Source organism: Streptomyces netropsis, assembly GCF_014203545.1.
GTDB classification, from domain to species: domain Bacteria; phylum Actinomycetota; class Actinomycetes; order Streptomycetales; family Streptomycetaceae; genus Streptomyces; species Streptomyces netropsis.
Genome location: NZ_JACHJG010000004.1, coordinates 374573 through 391834 on the forward strand (window position 1 = coordinate 374573; position 17262 = coordinate 391834).

A 17262-nucleotide genomic window follows, 5' to 3' on the forward strand; every position below is an offset into this window, starting at 1 on the left:
TCCGCTGCCCGCACCCGCTTCACTCATAAGCCCACTTTATGCCCTCATAGGTCCGTGGTCCCTGGTGGCCGGCGCCGCCCGGCCCCACCGTTGAACCATGACCACGCTCACGCACCCGCGCCCCAGTCCCCTCCTCCGGCCCCTGCCCCGGCCGGGCGTCCGGCACCTCGGGCCGAACTGGTACGCCGCCGTGATGGGCACCGCGATCGTGGCGGGGTCCGGGGCGGCGCTGCCCGTGCGGGTGCCCGGGCTGCGCGGGGCGCTGGAGATGGTGTGGGGGCTGGCCGCGCTGGCACTGATCGTGCTCGTCGTCGCGCGGGCCGCGCACTGGGGGCGGCATTCCGATCAGGCCAGGCGGCACCTGGCCGATCCCGCCGTCGCCCCGTTCTACGGGTGCCTGGCGATGGCGCTCCTCGCCGTCGGCGGTGCCACGCTCTCCGTGGGGGCAGGCGTCATCGGCGAACCCGCGGCGGTGGCCGTCGACGCCGTGCTCTGGGTGGTCGGCACGGTGATCGGGCTGGCCGCCGCGGCGGGCATTCCGTATCTGATGGTGACCCGGCACTCGATAGCGCCGGGCAGCGCCTCCCCCGTGTGGCTGCTGCCCGTCGTCGCCCCCATGGTGTCCGCGGCGCTCGGCCCGGCCCTCGTGCCGCGGCTGCCCGCCGGGCAGTGGCGGGAGGCGATGCTCCTGGGCTGTTACGCGATGTTCGGCATGAGCCTGCTGGCCGTCCTGATCATGCTGCCGGTCGTCTTCGGCCGGCTCGTGCACCACGGCCCGCTGCCCCTCGCCCTGACGCCGACGCTCTTCCTCGTGCTCGGCCCGCTGGGCCAGTCGACGACCGCCGTGGGCAACCTCGCCGACGCGGCCCCCGGCGCCGTCGCCGCGCCCCACGCACACGCGGCGGCCTCCTTCGCCGTGCTGTACGGCGTCCCGGTGACGGGCTTCGCGCTGCTGTGGCTCGCGCTCGCCACGGCCATGACGGTCCGCGCCTTCCGCGGCGGGATGCGCTTCGCGATGACCTGGTGGGGCTTCACCTTCCCCGTCGGCACCTGCGTGACGGGCGCCGCGGGACTCGCCCGTCACACCGGGCTGACCGCCTTCACGTACCTGGCGGTCGGGCTCTACGCCCTGCTCGTCGTGGCGTGGGCCGTCGCCGCGTCGGGCACGCTGCGCGGGCTGTTCAGCGGCCGGCTGCTGCGAGCGCCGCTCCCAGCACCTGCGGCGCCCGGGTCAGCGACGGTCCGTACCACGTGAGATGACGGCCGCTGACCAGCGCCGACGGCAGCCCGGGGAACGCTTCCGGACCGTCGTCGGCGCTGAAGCGGTACGGCTCGTCGGGCAGGACGACGAGGTCGGCGCCGCAGGCGTTCAGCTCCTCCAGCGGGATCCGCGGATAGCGCTCGCCGTGCCCGGCGTGGATGTTGACCACACCGAGCCGGGCGAGCACGTCGCCCGCGAAGGTGTCGCGGCCGAGGACCATCCACGGCCGCCGCCACACCGGCACCACCGCCCGGCGGGGCGGGCCCGGGGCGGTGACGTCCCGCCACGCGTCCTCCGCGTCGCCCAGCCACCCGGGCCGGGCGAGCCCGCAGCCGCGCACCAGGACCCGCTCCAGTTCTCTGAACGCCTGGTCCAGCGAGCGCACTTCGGTGACCAGCACCTCCAGCCCGGCGGCGCGCAGCGCGCCGAGGTCGGGGGCGCGGTTCTCCTCCTCGTTGGCGATGACGAGGTCGGGCGCGAGGGCGGCGATCCGGCCCAGGTCGGGGTTCTTGGTGCCCCCGATCCGTACGACGTCGAGCCCGGCGGGGTGCTCGCACCAGTCGGTGGCCCCGACGAGCAGCTCGGGCGCACCGGCGGCCACGGCCTCGGTGAGGGAGGGGACGAGGGAGACGACGCGCCGTACGGCGCTGTGACCGGCCATCCGTCCACCGTACGGCCGTACGAGCCCCTTTGGGGCTCTTGGCGGTGACCTCGAACGCCGGACGGGCTAGCTGCGCTCTGTCCTCAAACGCCGGACAGGCTCAATAGCCCGTCCGGCGTTTGAGGACGCGCCCGCAGGGCGCCCGCCGCCGCAGGCGGCAAGACGGCCCGCCGTCGGCAGGACAGACGTTACGACGCCGCGCCGGCAGCCGGTGCGAGCTTGTCGACCAGGCCGGGGTTCTTGTCCATCCAGCGGCGGGCGGATTCCTTCTCCTTGCCCTTGCCGCCGTTCTGGATCTCGACCTCCAGCGAGGCGAGGTCCTTCTCGGACATCTTGAACTTCTTCAGCCACCGGGTGACGTCGGGGAAGTCCGAGCCGAAGTCCTTCTTGGCGACGGCGTGGATCTCCTCGCCCTTGCCCCAGGCACCCTTGGGGTCCTTGAGCTTCTTCAGCTTGTACTTCCCGTACGCCCAGTGCGGGGACCACAGGGTGGTGACGATCGGTTCCTGCTTCTTGTACGCCCGGTCCAGCCCGGCGAGCATCGAGGAGGTGGAGGACGAGAGCACCTTGTACTCGCCGTCCAGGCCGTACTCCCCCATCACCTTGTCGTTCAGCGTGCCCATCATCCCGGCGCTGGACTCGATGCCGACGATCTTCCCGCCGAACTGCCCGCCCTTGCCCTTCAGGTCCTCGAGCGAGTCGACGCCCTTGACGTACTCGGGCACGGCCAGCTCCAGCGACGTCGGGCCGTACCAGGCGCCGAGGTCGGTGAGCTTGTCGCGGTAGCGGTCCATGTACTGCTTGTGGGTCGTGGGCAGCCAGGAGTCGAACTGCACGTCCATCTGGCCCTGGGCGAGCGCGGTGTACAGCGGCCCGGGGTCGAGCTGCTGGACGGTCGGCTTGTAGCCCCGGTCCTCCAGGATGTTCTGCCAGAGGTAGGTGGAGGCGACGGCCTCGTCCCAGGGGAAGTAGCCCAGCTTGATCTGCTTGCCCTGGCCGACGTTCGGACCGCTCGCGGTGGTCTCCCGGTCGTCGCCGTGGGTGAGGTTCATGCCACCGGCGACGAGCGCGAGGACCACGACGCCGACGGTGGCGACCGCCGCGCCGGGCCGGTAGCGCAGGAAGGCCAGACCCCGCACCGACGCGGCGGCCTTGGCGGCGGCCCGGCGGCCGATCGGGGAGACCCGCTGGCCCAGGGCGCCGGTCATCCGGTCCAGGTACATGGCGAGGACGACGACGGCGAGGCCGCTCTCGACACCGCCGCCGATCTGGACCTGGGTGACGGCCGCGTACACGGACTCGCCGAGGCCGCCCGCGCCCGCCATGCCGGCGATGACGACCATGGACAGCGCCAGCATGATGACCTGGTTGACGCCCGCCATGATCGTGGGCAGGGCGAGGGGCAGCTGCACCCGGGTGAGGGTGTCGCGCGGGGTGGTGCCGAAGGCCCGGGCGGCCTCGACGAGTTCGCCGTCGACCTGCCGGATGCCCAGTTCGGTCATCCGGACGCCGGGCGGCATCGAGAAGACGATGGTCGCGATCAGACCCGGGATGGGCCCGATGGAGAAGAACATCACGCCGGGGATCAGATAGACGAAGGCGGGCATCGTCTGCATGACGTCCAGCACGGGCCGCAGCACACCGCTCACGGTGCGGCTGCGCGCCGCCCAGATGCCCAGCGGCACGGCGGCCAGCAGCGTGATGACGCTGGCGACGAGCACGAGCGACAGCGTCGCCATCGCCTCGTCCCACAGGCCGAAGGAGTCGATGAGCGCCATGCCGGCGAAGGTGCACACACCGGCGAGCAGTCCGCGCAGCCAGCAGGCGACGACGGCCAGGATGCCGGCCATGAGCAGCGCGTGGGGCGCGCCGAGCACGGTCTCGACGCCGTCGTACATCCCGGTCAGGACGGTGTTGATGAAGTCGAACAGCCAGCCCAGGTGGTTCTGGAGCCAGTCGACGGCGCTCTCGACGCCGTCACCGAGGTTGATCCTAGGCATCGGCGGTCACCTCCCGCTCGGACTCCTTCGCAAGGGGCGCTTCGGGGCCTCGCGGCTGGTCGCCGAGCGCGGCCAGCATCCGGTCGCGGGTGACGACCCCGGTGAGCGTGCCGTCGGCGTCGGTGACGGCGACCGCGTCACCGCTGTGCGAGAAGGGGGTGAACAGCTCGGCGACGGGGGTGTCGGCGTCCACCGTGGCGGGCGCGGCGTCGAGGACGTCCTGCGCGGTACGGGCGGTGCCGTCGACCGCCAGGGCACTGCCCGGCTCGTCCATGATCGATCCGGCGGTGAGGACCCGGGAGCGGTCCACGTCCTGGATGAAGGAGGCGACGTAGTCGTTGGCGGGGCGCACGAGGATGTCCTCGGCGGTGCCGTTCTGCACGATCCGGCCGTCGCGCATGACCGCGATCCGGTCGCCGAGGCGCATGGCCTCGTTGAGGTCGTGGGTGATGAAGACGATGGTCTTCTTCAGCCGCGTCTGCAGCTCCAGCAGCTGGTCCTGCATGTCCCGGCGGATCAGCGGGTCGAGCGCGCTGAAGGACTCGTCCATCAGCAGCAGGTCGGCGTCGGTGGCGAGCGCGCGGGCGAGACCCACGCGCTGCTGCATGCCGCCGGACAGCTCGTCGGGCCAGGAGGTCTCCCAGCCCTTGAGGCCGGTGAGCTCCAGGGCCTCGGTGGCGCGCCGCTCACGCTCCGCGCGGGGCACGCCCTGCACCTCCAGGCCGTACGCGGCGTTCTCCAGCACGCTGCGGTGCGGGAAGAGGGCGAAGTGCTGGAAGACCATGCTGATCTTCCGGGAGCGGACCGAGCGCAGCTCGGCGGGGGGCAGCGCGGTCAGGTCCTGGCCGTCGAAGAGCACGCGTCCGGCGGTCGGTTCCAGCAGTCCGTTCAGCATGCGCAGCAGCGTGGACTTGCCGGATCCGGAAAGGCCCATGACCACGAAGATCTGACCCGCCTCGACGTCGAACGAGGCGTCGATGACCGCCGCGGTGGTGCCGTCGGCGCGCAGCTCGTCGCGGTCGGCGCCGCTTTCGAGCCGCTTCACGGCGGCTTCGGGTCGTCTGCCGAACACCTTGTACAAGTGCTCGACGTGCAGCCTGGACACATACACCTCTCGGGTCGAACTGATGACGGTCCGCCGCCCCCGGTGGGGCGCCCCCGGGTGAACGGGTGACGGGCCGTGGAGCGGCGCGGTATCGGTCCGCGCGCCCGGGCAACGTGTGAGTCACGTGTGACCGGGGTCCGCTCCGGTGCCGCGCCTGCCCAGGCGCATTCGCCGCAAACCGAACAGTGATCGGCCTCACACTCGGGCCCGGGTGCGGCCGACGGGGCGGTGGGCCTGCGACCGGCTGTCACAGGCGTGCGGCATCATCGACCCCGTGACGCGACGCCTGATGCTCCTCGACACCGCCTCCCTGTACTTCCGCGCCTATTTCGGGGTGCCGGACTCGGTCCGCGCTCCCGACGGCACCCCGGTGAACGCGGTGCGCGGCCTGCTGGACTTCATCGCCCGGCTCGTCCAGGACCACCACCCGGACGACCTCGTGGCCTGCATGGACTTCGACTGGCGGCCGGAGTGGCGGGTCGAGCTGATCCCGTCGTACAAGGCGCACCGGGTCGCGGAGGAGCTCACCGGCGCGCCGGACGAGGAGGAGATCCCCGACACCCTCTCCCCCCAGGTGCCGATCATCGACAGCGTGCTCGACGCGCTCGGCATCGCCCGCGTCGGCGCGCTCGGGTACGAGGCCGACGACGTGATCGGCACGCTCGCCGGGCGGGCGACGGGCCCGGTGGACATCGTCACCGGCGACCGCGACCTCTATCAGCTCGTCGACGACCGGCGCGAGGTGCGGGTGCTGTATCCGCTCAAGGGCGTCGGCACGCTCCAGATCGTGGACGAGGCCCTGCTGCGGGAGAAGTACGGGGTCGACGGCCCCGGCTACGCCGACCTGGCGCTGCTGCGCGGCGACCCCAGCGACGGGCTGCCCGGGGTGCCGGGGGTCGGGGAGAAGACGGCCGCGAAGCTGCTGGCCGCCTACGGCGACCTGGCCGGGATCATGGCGGCGGTCGACGACCCGGCGGCCAAGCTCACCCCGACCCAGCGCAAGCGGCTGGACGAGGCCCGCCCGTATCTGGCGGTGGCGCCGAAGGTGGTGCGCGTCGCCTCCGAGGTGGCACTGGCGCCCTTCGACCCCAGGCTGCCGTCCGTGCCCCGCGATCCGGAGGCGCTGCTCGCCCTCGCGGAGCGATGGGGACTGGGCGGGGCCCTGCAGCGGCTGGTCACCGTTCTCGCCCGCTGAGCACCATTTCTCACCGGTTTTCCCCGGACAGCTGTTAGGTTAGGTGTACCTTACTTAGCAGTGTTCAGGGGAGACCGCCATGGCAGACCGTCCCGTTCGCAAGAAGCCGATGCTCCACCACGCGCGCGTGGTCCACACCGAGCAGCTGACCCCCCACATGGTGCGCGTGGTCCTGGGCGGCGACGGGCTCGCGGAGTTCACCGCCGGCGAGCACACCGACCACTACGTCAAGCTGCTCTTCCCCGTCCCGGGCGTCACCTACCCCGAGCCGTTCGACATGGAGGTCATCCGCCGGGACCTCCCCCGTGACCAGTGGCCCAGCACCCGCACCTACACCGTGCGCTCCTGGGACCCCGCCGCGCGCGAGCTGGCGGTGGACTTCGTGGTCCACGGCGACGAGGGCCTGGCCGGCCCGTGGGCCGCGGCCGCCCGGCCGGGCGCGGAGATCTACTTCCTCGGTCCCGGCGGCGCCTATGCCCCCGACCCGGCCGCCGACTGGCATCTGCTGGCCGGTGACGAGAGCGCGCTGCCCGCGATCGCCGCCGCCCTGGAGCGGATGCCCTCGGGCGCCCGCGTCACCGCGTTCGTCGAGGTCGCGGACGCCCGCGACGAGCAGAAGCTGACCCTCCCCGACGGCGTCGAGATCACCTGGCTGCACCGCGGCGACGCTCCCGTCGGCGACGCCCTCGTCGAGGCCGTGCGCGCCCTCGCGTTCCCGCCCGGCGAGGTGCAGGCCTTCGTGCACGGCGAGGCGGGCTTCGTGAAGGAGCTGCGCCGCCATCTGCGCATGGAGCGCGAGGTGCCGCGCGAGCGGCTGTCCATCTCCGGCTACTGGCGTCGCGGTCACGACGAGGACGGCTGGCAGGCCTCCAAGCGCGAGTGGAACCAGCAGGTGGAGGCGGAGCAGGAGGCAGGGTCTGCGGCGCAGGCGGGTGGAGCCGCTGCCTCCGGCTCCTGAGCGCGGGAGCGGCCCGCGGCCACGGATATCCTCGGCCCATGAAGCGTGTCCGGATAGCCCTCACCAGCGTGGCCGCCGCGGCCCTCGTCCTCACCGCCGCCGCGGGCGCCTCGGCGGAGGACCCCTACTGGACCCTCTCGACCAGCGATCCCACCCAGCGCGGCCGTGAGGCCGAGTTCGTCGTGACGATCGAAGAGGCCACGCTCGACGACGACAAGGGGTACGTGACCCTCGAATCACCCGCCTTCGTCGAACCGGTCAAGCTCAAGGCGGAGGAGTTCCGCGAGGGCAAGGACGGCACGCCCCGCGCCGCGGGGAGGGGCATGGTGCTCTGCGACATCAAGCCCGGCACCTATCCGGTGGAGCTGAAGGACCACGGCCAGGGCGAGGCCGTGGACACCGTCGACCTGACCGTGGTGGCCGAAATGGACCCCGGCAACCGCGAGTTCTGCGCCGGCCCGAAGGACTACGACGAGGTCAAGGACAAGACCAGCGAGTCCGCCCTGGGCGCGGAGGACGACGAGGACGAGGACGAGGAGGACGGCTTCGGCGTCGGCACGGTGGTCGGCGTGGGCGCCGGTGCCGCCGTGCTGGCCGCCGCCGGTGCGTACGCCCTGGCCCGGCGCCGACACCGCGCGGGCCCCGGCGGGAGCGGCCCCGACGCCTCCGTGTGAGGGCAACCGGCCGCCCCGGCGGTACGGCCGGTCATCGCCCGGCGCCGTGATTCCGGCATGCGGCATGATGACCGGATCGTCGTGGGAAAGGGCGCCAGCGGATGGATCGCAGCAGCAGGGCCATCGGGGCCGTCGTCGGTTCGGCGGTCGGGGACGCGCTCGGCGCACCCTTCGAGTTCGGACCGCCCGGCGCGTACACCGCGCGCTTCCCCGACGGCCGCGGGCAGATGTGCGGGGGCGGCGGCTGGGACCCCGGTGAGGCCACCGACGACACGCAGATGGCCGTGCTCGTCGGTGAGTCCCTCGTCGAACGGAGCGGGCTCGATCTGCCCGACATCTTCGAACGCTTCCAGCGGTGGGAGGCGGGCGCTCCCAAGGACATCGGGCTCCAGACCCGGGACGTCCTCACCAACGGCCAACCCTGGGACCGGGCCGCGGCCCTGCACTTCCAGATCAATCTGCGCGCCGCCGGCAACGGCTCCCTGATGCGCGCCGCCACCTCGGCCGTCCACTTCGCGGGTGACGGGCGCGGGGCGACCATGGACGCGGCCCGCCGCATCTCGGCCCTCACCCACGGCGATCCCGCCACCGGGGAGGGCACCGCCGTCTTCCACGACCTGGTGCGCGTCGCGCTCGACGGCGGCGACCCGCAGGCCGCCGTGCCCGACGCCCTCGCCGCCGTCGACCCCGGCCACCGCGCCCGCTGGGCGACGGTCCTGGCCCCCGACTGGCACCCCTCGGACGCCACCGAGGTCAACGGCGCGGTCTGGCCCTGCCTCGGCTCGGCCCTGTGGGCGGTGCGGACGACCGGTTCGTTCGAGGACGCCCTGCGCGCGGCGATCGACCTCGGCGGCGACACGGACACCGTCGCGGCGGTCACGGGCGGCCTGGCCGGAGCGGTGTACGGGTACGAGGCGATCCCCGAGCGGTGGACGGCGGCCCTGCATCTGCCGCTGCCCGGCTACGGCGACCGGGTGCTGCGCCTGCCCGAATTCCTGCGGCTCGCGGAGCGGTTGGCCCAGGGGGCCTGAAGAGCGGGCCCGTGTCGTCCGCACCACCGCTGCGCGGCGGTGTCCTCAAACGCCGGACAGGCTGGAATCGGCTGAGCTCAGCCACAACCAGCCCGTCCGGCGCTTGAGGACGCGCCCGCAGGGCGCTCGCCGCCGCAGACGGCAGTCGTCAGCCCACGGACGAGTACGCGACGACGCCGCGCAGCAGACCGTCCACGGCCTTGCGGGCGTTGCGGGCGACCGGGCTGCCCTGCGGGGCCGCCGCGGCGATCTGTCCGAGGACGTCGATCAGCTGCTTGGTCCAGCGCACGAAGTCGCCCGCGGGCATCTCGATCTCGCGGAGCACCTCGTCCAGCCCGTGCCCCGACGCCCAGCGGTAGGCGGGCCACGCGAAGCCGAGATCGGGCTCGCGCTGGCCGACGCCCTCCGCCTGGTTGATCCTGTGCTCTTCCTCCAGGGCGTCCAGCCGGCCCCAGATCCGGACCATCTCGCCGAGGGCTTCCTTCGCCGGACCCGTGGGCAGCTTCGGCGCCACGGCGTCGTCGGCCGCGCGGGCCTCGTAGACCAGTGCCGAGGCGCATGCCGCGAGCTCGGCCGGCCCCAGGCCGTCCCAGACGCCGTCGCGCAGGCACTCGGAGGCCAGCAGGTCCAGCTCGCCGTAGAGCCGCGCCAGCCGGCGGCCGTCGTCGGTCACCTCGTCGGCGCGCAGATAGCCGAGGTCGGTCAGCAGCGCGCAGATGCGGTCGAAGGTGCGGGCGATGGTGTTCGTCCGGCCCTCGATGCGCCGCTCCAGCTGGCGGGTGTCGCGCTGGAGGCGGTGGTAGCGCTCGGCCCAGCGGGCGTGGTCCTCACGCTCGTTGCAGCCGTGGCAGGGGTGGGCGCGCAGGGCCGTGCGCAGCCGGGTGATCTCGGTGTCGTCGGCGGCGGCGGAGCGCTGCTTGCGGTGCCGGTCGGGCTCGATGTGCCCGGCCTTCGTGCGCAGCGCGGAGGCCAGGTCGCGGCGCGACTGCGGGCTGCGCGGGTTGAAGGACTTCGGCACCCGCATCCGCTCCAGTGCCTCGACCGGCACCGGGAAGTCGATCGCGGCGAGCCGCTTGACCTGCCGCTCGGCGGTGAGGACGAGCGGGCGCGGCCCGTCGTGCGGGTCGTAGCCGCGGCGGGGGTCGGTGCGCCCGGCGGGCAGTCCGGGATCCAGCACCAGGGCCAGCCCCGCGAACTTTCCGGTGGGGACGTGGATGACGTCACCGGGCTTGAGCTTCTCCAGCGCGGCCGCGGCGGCGGCCCGGCGCTGGTTGGCGCCCTGCTTGGCCAGCTCGGTCTCGCGGTCCTTCAGCTCGCGGCGCAGCCGCGCGTACTCCTCGAAGTCGCCCAGGTGGCACTCGATGGCCTCGCGGTACCCCGCCAGGCCCTCCTCGTTCTTCTGCACCTGACGGGAGATCCCGACGACTGACTTGTCGGCCTGGAACTGCGCGAAGGAGGTCTCCAGCAGCTCCCTCGAGCGGTGCCGGCCGAACTGCGAGACGAGGTTGACCGCCATGTTGTACGACGGCTTGAAGCTGGAGCGCAGGGGGTACGTGCGCGTACCGGCGAGGCCCGCGAGCGCGTCGGGGTCCATGGCGCGCTGCCACAGCACGACCGCGTGGCCCTCGACGTCGATGCCGCGCCGCCCGGCGCGGCCGGTCAGCTGGGTGTACTCGCCGGGGGTGATGTCGGCGTGCTGCTCGCCGTTCCACTTGACGAGCTTTTCCAGCACGACGGTGCGGGCGGGCATGTTGATGCCGAGGGCGAGGGTCTCGGTGGCGAAGACGGCCTTGACCAGGCCCTTGACGAAGAGCTCCTCGACGACCTCCTTGAAGGTCGGCAGCATGCCGGCGTGGTGCGCGGCGATGCCCCGCTCCAGGCCCTCCAGCCACTCGAAGTACCCCAGGACGTGCAGGTCCTCGTCGGGGATGGCGGCGGTGCGCTCCTCGACGATCTCCCGGACCCTGGCCCGTGCCGCGTCGTCGTTGAGCCGCAGGCCCGCGTACAGGCACTGCTGCACGGCCGCCTCGCAGCCCGCGCGGCTGAAGATGAAGGTGATGGCGGGCAGCAGGCCCTCGGAGTCGAGCCGCTCGATGACCTCGGGGCGGCCGGGTGTCCAGATCCGGCTGCGCTGACGGCGCTCCCGCTCGCGGTCGGCCTCGCGCACCATCTTGCCGCGGCGGCGCTCGCGCGGGTTGTAGGTGCGGCTGTTCTCCATGCGGGCCATGCGCAGCAGGTCGGGGTTGACCTCGCGCCGGGCGGCACCGCGGCCGCCGTGGTCCGTCTCCTCCTCGAAGAGGTCGTACATCCGCCGGCCCGCCAGCACGTGCTGCCAGAGCGGGACGGGCCGCTCCTCGGAGACGATCACCTCGGTGTCGCCGCGCACCGTGTCCAGCCAGTCGCCGAACTCCTCGGCGTTGGAGACGGTGGCCGACAGGGAGACCAGGGGCACCGACTCCGGGAGGTGGATGATGACCTCCTCCCAGACGGCGCCGCGGAAACGGTCGGAGAGGTAGTGCACCTCGTCCATGACCACGTGGCCGAGGCCGACCAGCGCCTGGGAGCCCGCGTAGAGCATGTTGCGCAGCACTTCGGTGGTCATGACGAGCACCGGGGCGTCGGCGTTGACGCTGTTGTCGCCGGTGAGCAGGCCGACCTTGTCGGCGCCGTAGCGCTTGACGAGGTCGCCGTACTTCTGGTTCGACAGCGCCTTGATGGGGGTGGTGTAGAAGCACTTGCGGCCCTGGGACAGGGCCAGGTGGACGGCGAATTCGCCCACGATGGTCTTGCCGGAGCCGGTCGGCGCCGCGACCAGCACTCCCTTCCCGGCTTCCAGGGCCCGGCAGGCCTCTATCTGGAAGGGGTCCAGCTCGAAGTCGTACATCTCGCGGAAGGGGGCGAGCGCGGTGGCCTGCTCCGCGGCGCGCACCCGCGACAGGGCGTAGCGCTCAGCAGGGGACATGGTGTCGTCGGTCATCTTGTGTACGAGCCTACCGGGGACCCCTGACAGCGCACCCGATCTTTATCGAGCTCCCAGCAGCCGCACGGCCCCGGGCACCGTCTCGGCGGTGAGCGGCAGCGGACCGAGCGGCTCGCCGTCGGCGTATCCGGTGATGCCGGCGCCTGCCGTGCGGCGGGGGGTGTCGAGGGCGGCCTCCAGCGTCACCTTCGCCGCCCGGTGCACGGTCACCCGGGGATGGTCGAGGTGAGTGCCCTTGTACACCCGGGGGAAGACCTTCAGCAGGGTCGAGCGGCTGCACGGGCCGACGATCGTGATGTCGAAGAGCCCGTCGTCCATGCGCGCGTCCCCGCAGATCCGCATGCCGCCGCCGTACGAACCGCCGTTGCCGACCGCGATCAGGGTCGCCGCCACCTGCCGCTTCGGTCCGTCGTCGAAGCCGATCCGGTACGGGAGGGGGCCGAGCGTCGCCAGCTCGGCCAGCACGGCCACGTCGTACCGCAGCCGCCCGATGGGCAGGCGCATGCGGTTGCCCCGGTCGTTGACCCGGGAGTCGAAGCCGGAGGCGAGCACGGTGCCGAACCAGGTGCCGGCCCGCCCGGGGCCGCCCGGGCCCGTGCCGTCCCCGCGGACCACCCTGCCGAGGTCGACGGGCCGCCCGCCGTCCCCCTTGAGGGCGCCCGCGATGAGCCGGGCCGCCGCCTCGGGGTCGCGGACGGGCAGGCCGCTCGCGCGGGCGAAGTCGTTGCCGGTGCCGACGGCCACCACGCCGAGGGGGGTCGTGGTCCCGGCGACGGCCTGGAGGGCGAGCGAGACCATGCCGTCCCCGCCGACGGCTATCAGCGCGTCCGTACCGGCCGCGACCGCCTCTCGTGCCCGCCGCAGGGCGTCGGGCGCGTCCTCGCCCAGGACCGTCCGGACGCCGAAGCCGGCCTCGCGCAGCACCCGGGCGGCGGGCAGGGTGGCCCGGGCGCCCCGGCCGCGGCCCGCCGTGGGGTTGACGAAGAGCGTGATGTCGCTGGTCACGCCGGGACACTACCGGGCTCGCCGACGGCCCGCCCACCGCCTGGCCGAGACCTTGCGGCCGCCGGGCACGGGAACGCCGCGGGGCCCTCGCCGTGATGGCGAGGGCCCCGCGGCGTCGGTGTCCGTGATCCGACCGCGCCCGGATCAGGTCGCGTCGTCGTAGCCGCCCCGGCGGGGGCGCTCGCCGCCCGCGTCACCGCTCGAACCGGCACCGGCCTGTCCCGGCAGGGCCGGCATCGGCTCGGAGTCGCCGATGGGCAGCGGGGTGAGGTCCAGCGGGGCGGCCTCGTCGTCGTCGAGCAGGGCGTCGGGGTTGTTCCTGGCGCGCCGCTTGTCGTTGAGGAGGGAGAACCCGACGGCGCCGAAGTACAGGATGATGATCGGGACGGCCAGGATGCACATGCCGAACGGGTCGGTGCTGGGCGTCGCGACCGCGCCGAAGACGAAGATGCCCATCACGACGCCGCGCCACCACGTGGCCATGGTCTTGCCGGTGACCATGCCCACCATGTTCATCATGGCAAGTATCAGGGGCAGCTCGAAGGCCAGGCCGAAGACCAGGATCATCCGGACCGTGAAGTCGAGGATGTCGTTCAGGCTGAGGGTGTTGGCCGCGGTCTCCGGGGTGATGCTGAGAAGCACCCGCATGCTCATGGGCATGATCAGGTAGGCGAGGTAGGCGCCCGCGACGAAGAGGGGAGCGGCCGTCGCCACGAAGGCGATCGTGTACTTCTTCTCGTTCTTGTGCAGACCGGGGGCGAGGAACGCCCACAGCTGGTAGAGCCAGACCGGGGAGGAGATCGTGACGCCCGCGAGCAGGCACACCTTCACGACCGTCCCGAACGGCGCTCCCAAGGAGTTGAACGTCAGGACCGCGCAGTTACCGCCGTGGCTCTGGGCCAGATCGCGGTCGGGGCACTTGGGAACGGGGCTGGACAGGAAGTCCATGAGCTGCGTGTTGTAGAACGCGGCGAGGAGCGCTACCACGACAATGGCCAGCACCGCCTTCGCCAGGCGGTTCCGCAGTTCCCGCAGGTGCTCCGCGAGCGGCATCCGCCCCTCGGGGTCCTTCTCCTTCTTGCGGGCAGACTTGAGCAACCCACGTCCCTATCTCGTGCGGCAGGCGGACGCCAAGGACGGCCGGCCCGATCCCTCGGTCAGTGCTGGGGCTGTACTGCAGCTCAGTGCTGCGTGGTGCGGTCGCTCGGCTCGGTCACCGGGCGGGCACCGGCGACATCGCCGGGAGCGGCCTTGATCGTACGGGGGGTGGCGGCAGCCGGCGGGTCGGCCGGGGCGGAGGCGTTGTCCTGGCCCTCGGACTTCATGGCCTTGGCCTCGCTCTTGAGGATGCGGGCGGACTTGCCGAGGGAGCGGGCCATGTCCGGAAGCTTCTTCGCACCGAACAGCAGGACGATGACGACGAGAATAAGAATGATCTCGGGGGCGCCGAGCCTTCCGAACATAAGCGATTACCTTCTCACCGAAGCGGCATGGGTGTGGGGCTGCCCGACTGATCGGACATATGTCCACCAGCCGTACGTCAGCGATCGTAACGCGCAGGGGTAAACGCTGGGCAATCCCTGTGCGTACTCCCGTACGTGACCCTGCGCCTCGCTCAGGGCCATCCGGACCAGACTACCGCCCGGCCCGAACGCCCAGCAGAGGCCGTGTGAGCCGCTGCCCGCCGGTCATCCGTCCTGGCGCAGCGTGTGCGCGGTCTGCGCGGCGAGCGGGGTCGCGGCCCGTTCGAGGTCCTCGGCGGCGCGGGTGATGCGCTGGGAGCTCGTCGCCACCTGCCGGGCCAGCCGACGCACTTCGACGAACACCCGTGCGGCGAGGACGCCCAGCACGGCGATGCCGCAGAAGGCGAGGGCGATGGCGAGCATGGGCCAGAGCATGGGAGGAGCCTATCGGGCGGAAAAGGGCCGGCGGGGAAGCGGGGGCACGGGCCGGAAAGGGGCGGGCAACGGGCGGGAAAGGACCGGAAAGGAGCCGAGAGGTGGCCGGAAGACGTGGGTCACACCGTGGAGTGGAGCCGCAGCGTCCGCACGCCGCCGCCGGTCAGCAGCTCCACGATCCGCTCCCCGGCCGGCTTGCGGACCGCGGAGCCGCAGTCCGGGCAGGTGAAGGAGTAGAAGGTGGTCCGGTGGCTGGCGCCGATCGCCAGCCGCAGCGCACCCGCGGCCAGCTCGAAACGGCCCCGGCAGTCGGGGCAGGCCGCCTTGAAGACGGCGGCGGCCGTGGTCCTCACGTTCATCACGTCCCCTGTCACTCTCAACTGGACCCGCCCTCCTACTCTCCGTACGCCGCGAGCGCCTCGCGGGCCGCGTCCCGCGCGCTGTCGGCCAGCGCGCGCGGGGAGACGATCCGCCCGTCCCGGCCGAGCCGCAGCGCCAGCCGGCGCAGCGAGGCCGGGTCGGGGGTGCGCAGCGTGATCCGCAGACCGCCGTCGGGCAGCTCGTCGGCGCTGTCGTGGGGGTAGTACTCGGCGACCCAGCGCCCGCCGGGGCCGACCTCGACGACCACCTCGGGGTCCTCGGCCGCGGGCTGCACCAGGCTCTCGGACAGATCGCGCAGCTCGACCGGCGGCGGGTCGGAGGGCTCGTCGAGCAGCCTGATCTCGGCGACCCGGTCGAGCCTGAAGGTGCGGCGGGCCTCCGAGAGCCGGCACCACGCCTCCATGTAGGTGTGGCCCACGGCGAACAGCCGGATCGGGTCGACCTCGCGCTCGGTGAGCTCGTCCCGTGCGGGCGAGTAGTAGCGCAGCCACAGCCGACGGCGCTCGGCGATGGCCCGGTCGACGTCCGCGAAGACCCCGCCCTCGGACTCGAAGGTGACCGAGAGCCGGGAGCTGGCGCCCGCGGCCTCCCCGGCCGCGGCCTCCAGCTTGGCGGTGGCGCGCAGCAGGGCCTGCCGGTCGCTCTCGCGCAGCCCGGGCAGGGTGGCGACGGCGCGCGCGGCCACCAGCAGCGCGGTGGCCTCGTCGGCCGCCAGCCGCAGCGGCTCGCCCGTGCTGGTGCCCGAGGCGTCCGGGTTGTGCCACCAGATGCGGTCGCCGTCGGTGTCGATGTCCAGCAGGTCGCCGCCGCGGAAGCTGGTCCCGCACATCGGCAGCACGTCGAGGTCACCGATCAGCTCGTCCTCGGTGATGCCGAAGGCGCGGGCCACATCGGTGACACGGGCGCCGGGGCGCTCGCGCAGATAGGTCACCAGCGAAAGCATCCGCCGGGTCTGGTCAATGGCGTTGCCGGCCATAAGAAGTCGGTCCGTGCCCTTCCACTCTGGTCAACTCTGGTCCGAACTGGTCCCGCTCGGGTGCGCCGGTCTCAGCCCTTGGCCACGGCGCGCAGCCGGTCGAGCACATCGGCCCGCAGCTCGGCCGGTTCGAGCACCTTCACATCGGGACCGAACTCCACCAGCCAGGCGTCCAGCCCGTGCCCGTACGGAATCTCCAGCTCGTCCCAGCCGTCACCCAGGTCCCGGGTGGCGGTGGCCCGGGCCCGCAGCGGATAGCCGTGGCCGGCCCGCACGGTGATCCGGGCGGTACGGGTGGCCGTCTCGCCCGACCAGCTCTCGACCGTCTCCCGGACCGTGACATGGTCCGGCACCGGAACGGTGAACGGCACGGCCCGCGAACGGACCTTCCCCGTGATCCGGGAGAGCCTGAAGACCCGCTCGGCACCACGGTCGCGGTCCCAGCCGGCCAGGTACCAGTGGCCGCGCCAGCACTCCAGGGTCCACGGCTCGACGTGCCGCTGCTCGGGGCGGGCCGCATTGGCCTTGTGATAGTCGAAGACGACGGTCCGGCGGTCGCGGGCCGCGAGCATCAGCGGCTCGAAAGCCGCCTCGTGCACGGGGATGCGCGGTTCGAGAGCGCTCTGGCCCTCGTACGCGTCCTCCGCGAGCGGCATCCCGGCCGCGCGCAGCTTCTGCAGCGCGCCACTGGCGGCACCGGCGAGCCGGGCCTGCTGCCACACCTTGGCGGCCAGGCCGAGGGCGGCGGCCTCCTCGACGTCGAGAGTGATCGGGGGCAGCCGGTTGCTGTCGCGGCGGGCGAGGTAGCCGATCTCCCCGTCGATGCCCTCGACGGTCTCGATGATCAGGCCCAGCTCGCGCAGATCGTCCTTGTCGCGCTCGAACATCCGATTGAAGGCGTCCTCGGAGCTGCCCGCCCCGGAGCGCTTGCCCGGAGCGGAACCGGCGACGGCGTCCGGCCCGGAATCAGCGACCCCAGCGCTCCCCGGCCCGAAAGCCGCGGCGCTCCCCGGCCCGAAGGCCTCCAGGTAAGCCTCGATCGAGCCCCGCAACTCCCGCTTGCTGAGCGGCCGGCGGGTGCCCAGCAGGCACAGCGCCAGGTTCATCAGCCGCTCGGCCTTGGCAATCGCCATCGAC

At 72.7% G+C, this 17262-nt stretch carries 16 protein-coding genes; 5 read left to right on the plus strand and 11 right to left on the minus strand.

Annotated elements, in window-relative coordinates; all coding sequences use genetic code 11:
* The first annotated feature begins 97 nt into the window (after positions 1 to 97).
* On the plus strand, positions 98 to 1255 hold the full coding sequence (locus tag FHS38_RS12845; protein ID WP_184733652.1) for a TDT family transporter: 1158 nt from the start codon (positions 98 to 100) through the stop codon (positions 1253 to 1255).
* Here the strand turns inward: FHS38_RS12845 and FHS38_RS12850 are convergent.
* The 3 genes from FHS38_RS12850 to FHS38_RS12860 all read right to left on the minus strand — a co-directional run bounded on the left by FHS38_RS12850 (position 1182) and on the right by FHS38_RS12860 (position 5027).
* Positions 1182 to 1922, minus strand: a complete 741-nt coding sequence (locus FHS38_RS12850) for a helical backbone metal receptor (protein WP_184733653.1) — start codon at positions 1920 to 1922, stop codon at positions 1182 to 1184. The two genes, FHS38_RS12845 and FHS38_RS12850, sit on opposite strands and share 74 nt — an antisense overlap.
* A 188-nt stretch (positions 1923 to 2110) precedes the next feature.
* Positions 2111 to 3922 carry an ABC transporter permease/substrate binding protein gene (locus FHS38_RS12855; RefSeq protein WP_184733654.1) on the minus strand — a complete coding sequence of 604 codons (1812 nt, stop codon included), beginning with the start codon at positions 3920 to 3922 and terminating at the stop codon, positions 2111 to 2113.
* Positions 3915 to 5027 carry a quaternary amine ABC transporter ATP-binding protein gene (locus FHS38_RS12860; protein WP_184733655.1) on the minus strand — a complete coding sequence of 371 codons (1113 nt, stop codon included), beginning with the start codon at positions 5025 to 5027 and terminating at the stop codon, positions 3915 to 3917. Before FHS38_RS12860 ends, FHS38_RS12855 begins: the two co-directional genes overlap by 8 nt.
* 289 nt (positions 5028 to 5316) lie before the next feature.
* On the opposite strand from FHS38_RS12860, the gene FHS38_RS12865 reads away from it, so the two are divergent.
* The 4 genes from FHS38_RS12865 to FHS38_RS12880 all read left to right on the plus strand — a co-directional run bounded on the left by FHS38_RS12865 (position 5317) and on the right by FHS38_RS12880 (position 8885).
* A complete protein-coding gene (locus FHS38_RS12865) occupies positions 5317 to 6222 on the plus strand; it encodes a 5'-3' exonuclease (protein WP_184733780.1) in 906 nt (301 codons plus the stop codon).
* Positions 6223 to 6301: 79 nt separating this feature from the next.
* On the plus strand, positions 6302 to 7180 hold the full coding sequence (locus FHS38_RS12870; RefSeq protein WP_184733656.1) for a siderophore-interacting protein: 879 nt from the start codon (positions 6302 to 6304) through the stop codon (positions 7178 to 7180).
* Positions 7181 to 7218: 38 nt separating this feature from the next.
* Positions 7219 to 7854, plus strand: coding sequence for a hypothetical protein (locus FHS38_RS12875; RefSeq protein ID WP_184733657.1), 636 nt, complete (start codon positions 7219 to 7221; stop codon positions 7852 to 7854).
* Between the two features lie 101 nt (positions 7855 to 7955).
* Positions 7956 to 8885 (plus strand): ADP-ribosylglycohydrolase family protein, encoded by a 930-nt coding sequence (locus FHS38_RS12880; RefSeq protein ID WP_184733658.1) that lies wholly within the window; start codon positions 7956 to 7958, stop codon positions 8883 to 8885.
* A gap of 148 nt (positions 8886 to 9033) precedes the next feature.
* On the opposite strand, the gene FHS38_RS12885 is transcribed toward FHS38_RS12880, so the two are convergent.
* The 8 genes from FHS38_RS12885 to FHS38_RS12920 form a co-directional block, all read right to left on the minus strand.
* On the minus strand, positions 9034 to 11862 hold the full coding sequence (locus tag FHS38_RS12885) for a DEAD/DEAH box helicase (RefSeq protein ID WP_184733659.1): 2829 nt from the start codon (positions 11860 to 11862) through the stop codon (positions 9034 to 9036).
* 45 nt (positions 11863 to 11907) lie between these two features.
* A complete protein-coding gene (locus FHS38_RS12890) occupies positions 11908 to 12870 on the minus strand; it encodes a diacylglycerol kinase (protein WP_184733660.1) in 963 nt (320 codons plus the stop codon).
* Between the two features lie 144 nt (positions 12871 to 13014).
* On the minus strand, positions 13015 to 13968 hold the full coding sequence (tatC, locus tag FHS38_RS12895) for a twin-arginine translocase subunit TatC (protein ID WP_506417198.1): 954 nt from the start codon (positions 13966 to 13968) through the stop codon (positions 13015 to 13017).
* 83 nt (positions 13969 to 14051) lie between these two features.
* On the minus strand, positions 14052 to 14333 hold the full coding sequence (gene tatA / locus FHS38_RS12900; RefSeq protein ID WP_184733661.1) for a Sec-independent protein translocase subunit TatA: 282 nt from the start codon (positions 14331 to 14333) through the stop codon (positions 14052 to 14054).
* Positions 14334 to 14558: 225 nt separating this feature from the next.
* A complete protein-coding gene (locus FHS38_RS12905) occupies positions 14559 to 14768 on the minus strand; it encodes a hypothetical protein (protein WP_130876975.1) in 210 nt (69 codons plus the stop codon).
* Positions 14769 to 14887: 119 nt separating this feature from the next.
* On the minus strand, positions 14888 to 15127 hold the full coding sequence (locus FHS38_RS12910; protein WP_184733662.1) for a hypothetical protein: 240 nt from the start codon (positions 15125 to 15127) through the stop codon (positions 14888 to 14890).
* A 35-nt stretch (positions 15128 to 15162) separates the two neighbouring features.
* Positions 15163 to 16125, minus strand: a complete 963-nt coding sequence (locus tag FHS38_RS12915) for a helix-turn-helix transcriptional regulator (RefSeq protein ID WP_184733663.1) — start codon at positions 16123 to 16125, stop codon at positions 15163 to 15165.
* Positions 16126 to 16196: 71 nt separating this feature from the next.
* Positions 16197 to 17258 (minus strand): helix-turn-helix transcriptional regulator, encoded by a 1062-nt coding sequence (locus tag FHS38_RS12920; RefSeq protein WP_184733664.1) that lies wholly within the window; start codon positions 17256 to 17258, stop codon positions 16197 to 16199.
* Positions 17259 to 17262 lie beyond the last annotated feature (4 nt).

What these genes read in the sequence shown, in the direction of transcription:
- FHS38_RS12845 (WP_184733652.1), top strand. Translation starts at nt 98, where the DNA reads ATGACCACGCTCACGCACCCGCGCCCCAGTCCCCTCCTCCGGCCCCTG.
- FHS38_RS12850 (WP_184733653.1), bottom strand. Translation starts at nt 1,922, where the DNA reads ATGGCCGGTCACAGCGCCGTACGGCGCGTCGTCTCCCTCGTCCCCTCC.
- FHS38_RS12855 (WP_184733654.1), bottom strand. Translation starts at nt 3,922, where the DNA reads ATGCCTAGGATCAACCTCGGTGACGGCGTCGAGAGCGCCGTCGACTGG.
- FHS38_RS12865 (WP_184733780.1), top strand. Translation starts at nt 5,317, where the DNA reads ATGCTCCTCGACACCGCCTCCCTGTACTTCCGCGCCTATTTCGGGGTG.
- FHS38_RS12870 (WP_184733656.1), top strand. Translation starts at nt 6,302, where the DNA reads ATGGCAGACCGTCCCGTTCGCAAGAAGCCGATGCTCCACCACGCGCGC.
- FHS38_RS12875 (WP_184733657.1), top strand. Translation starts at nt 7,219, where the DNA reads ATGAAGCGTGTCCGGATAGCCCTCACCAGCGTGGCCGCCGCGGCCCTC.
- FHS38_RS12880 (WP_184733658.1), top strand. Translation starts at nt 7,956, where the DNA reads ATGGATCGCAGCAGCAGGGCCATCGGGGCCGTCGTCGGTTCGGCGGTC.
- FHS38_RS12885 (WP_184733659.1), bottom strand. Translation starts at nt 11,862, where the DNA reads ATGACCGACGACACCATGTCCCCTGCTGAGCGCTACGCCCTGTCGCGG.
- tatA (WP_184733661.1), bottom strand. Translation starts at nt 14,333, where the DNA reads ATGTTCGGAAGGCTCGGCGCCCCCGAGATCATTCTTATTCTCGTCGTC.
- FHS38_RS12905 (WP_130876975.1), bottom strand. Translation starts at nt 14,768, where the DNA reads ATGCTCTGGCCCATGCTCGCCATCGCCCTCGCCTTCTGCGGCATCGCC.
- FHS38_RS12910 (WP_184733662.1), bottom strand. Translation starts at nt 15,127, where the DNA reads ATGAACGTGAGGACCACGGCCGCCGCCGTCTTCAAGGCGGCCTGCCCC.
- FHS38_RS12915 (WP_184733663.1), bottom strand. Translation starts at nt 16,125, where the DNA reads ATGGCCGGCAACGCCATTGACCAGACCCGGCGGATGCTTTCGCTGGTG.
- FHS38_RS12920 (WP_184733664.1), bottom strand. Translation starts at nt 17,258, where the DNA reads ATGGCGATTGCCAAGGCCGAGCGGCTGATGAACCTGGCGCTGTGCCTG.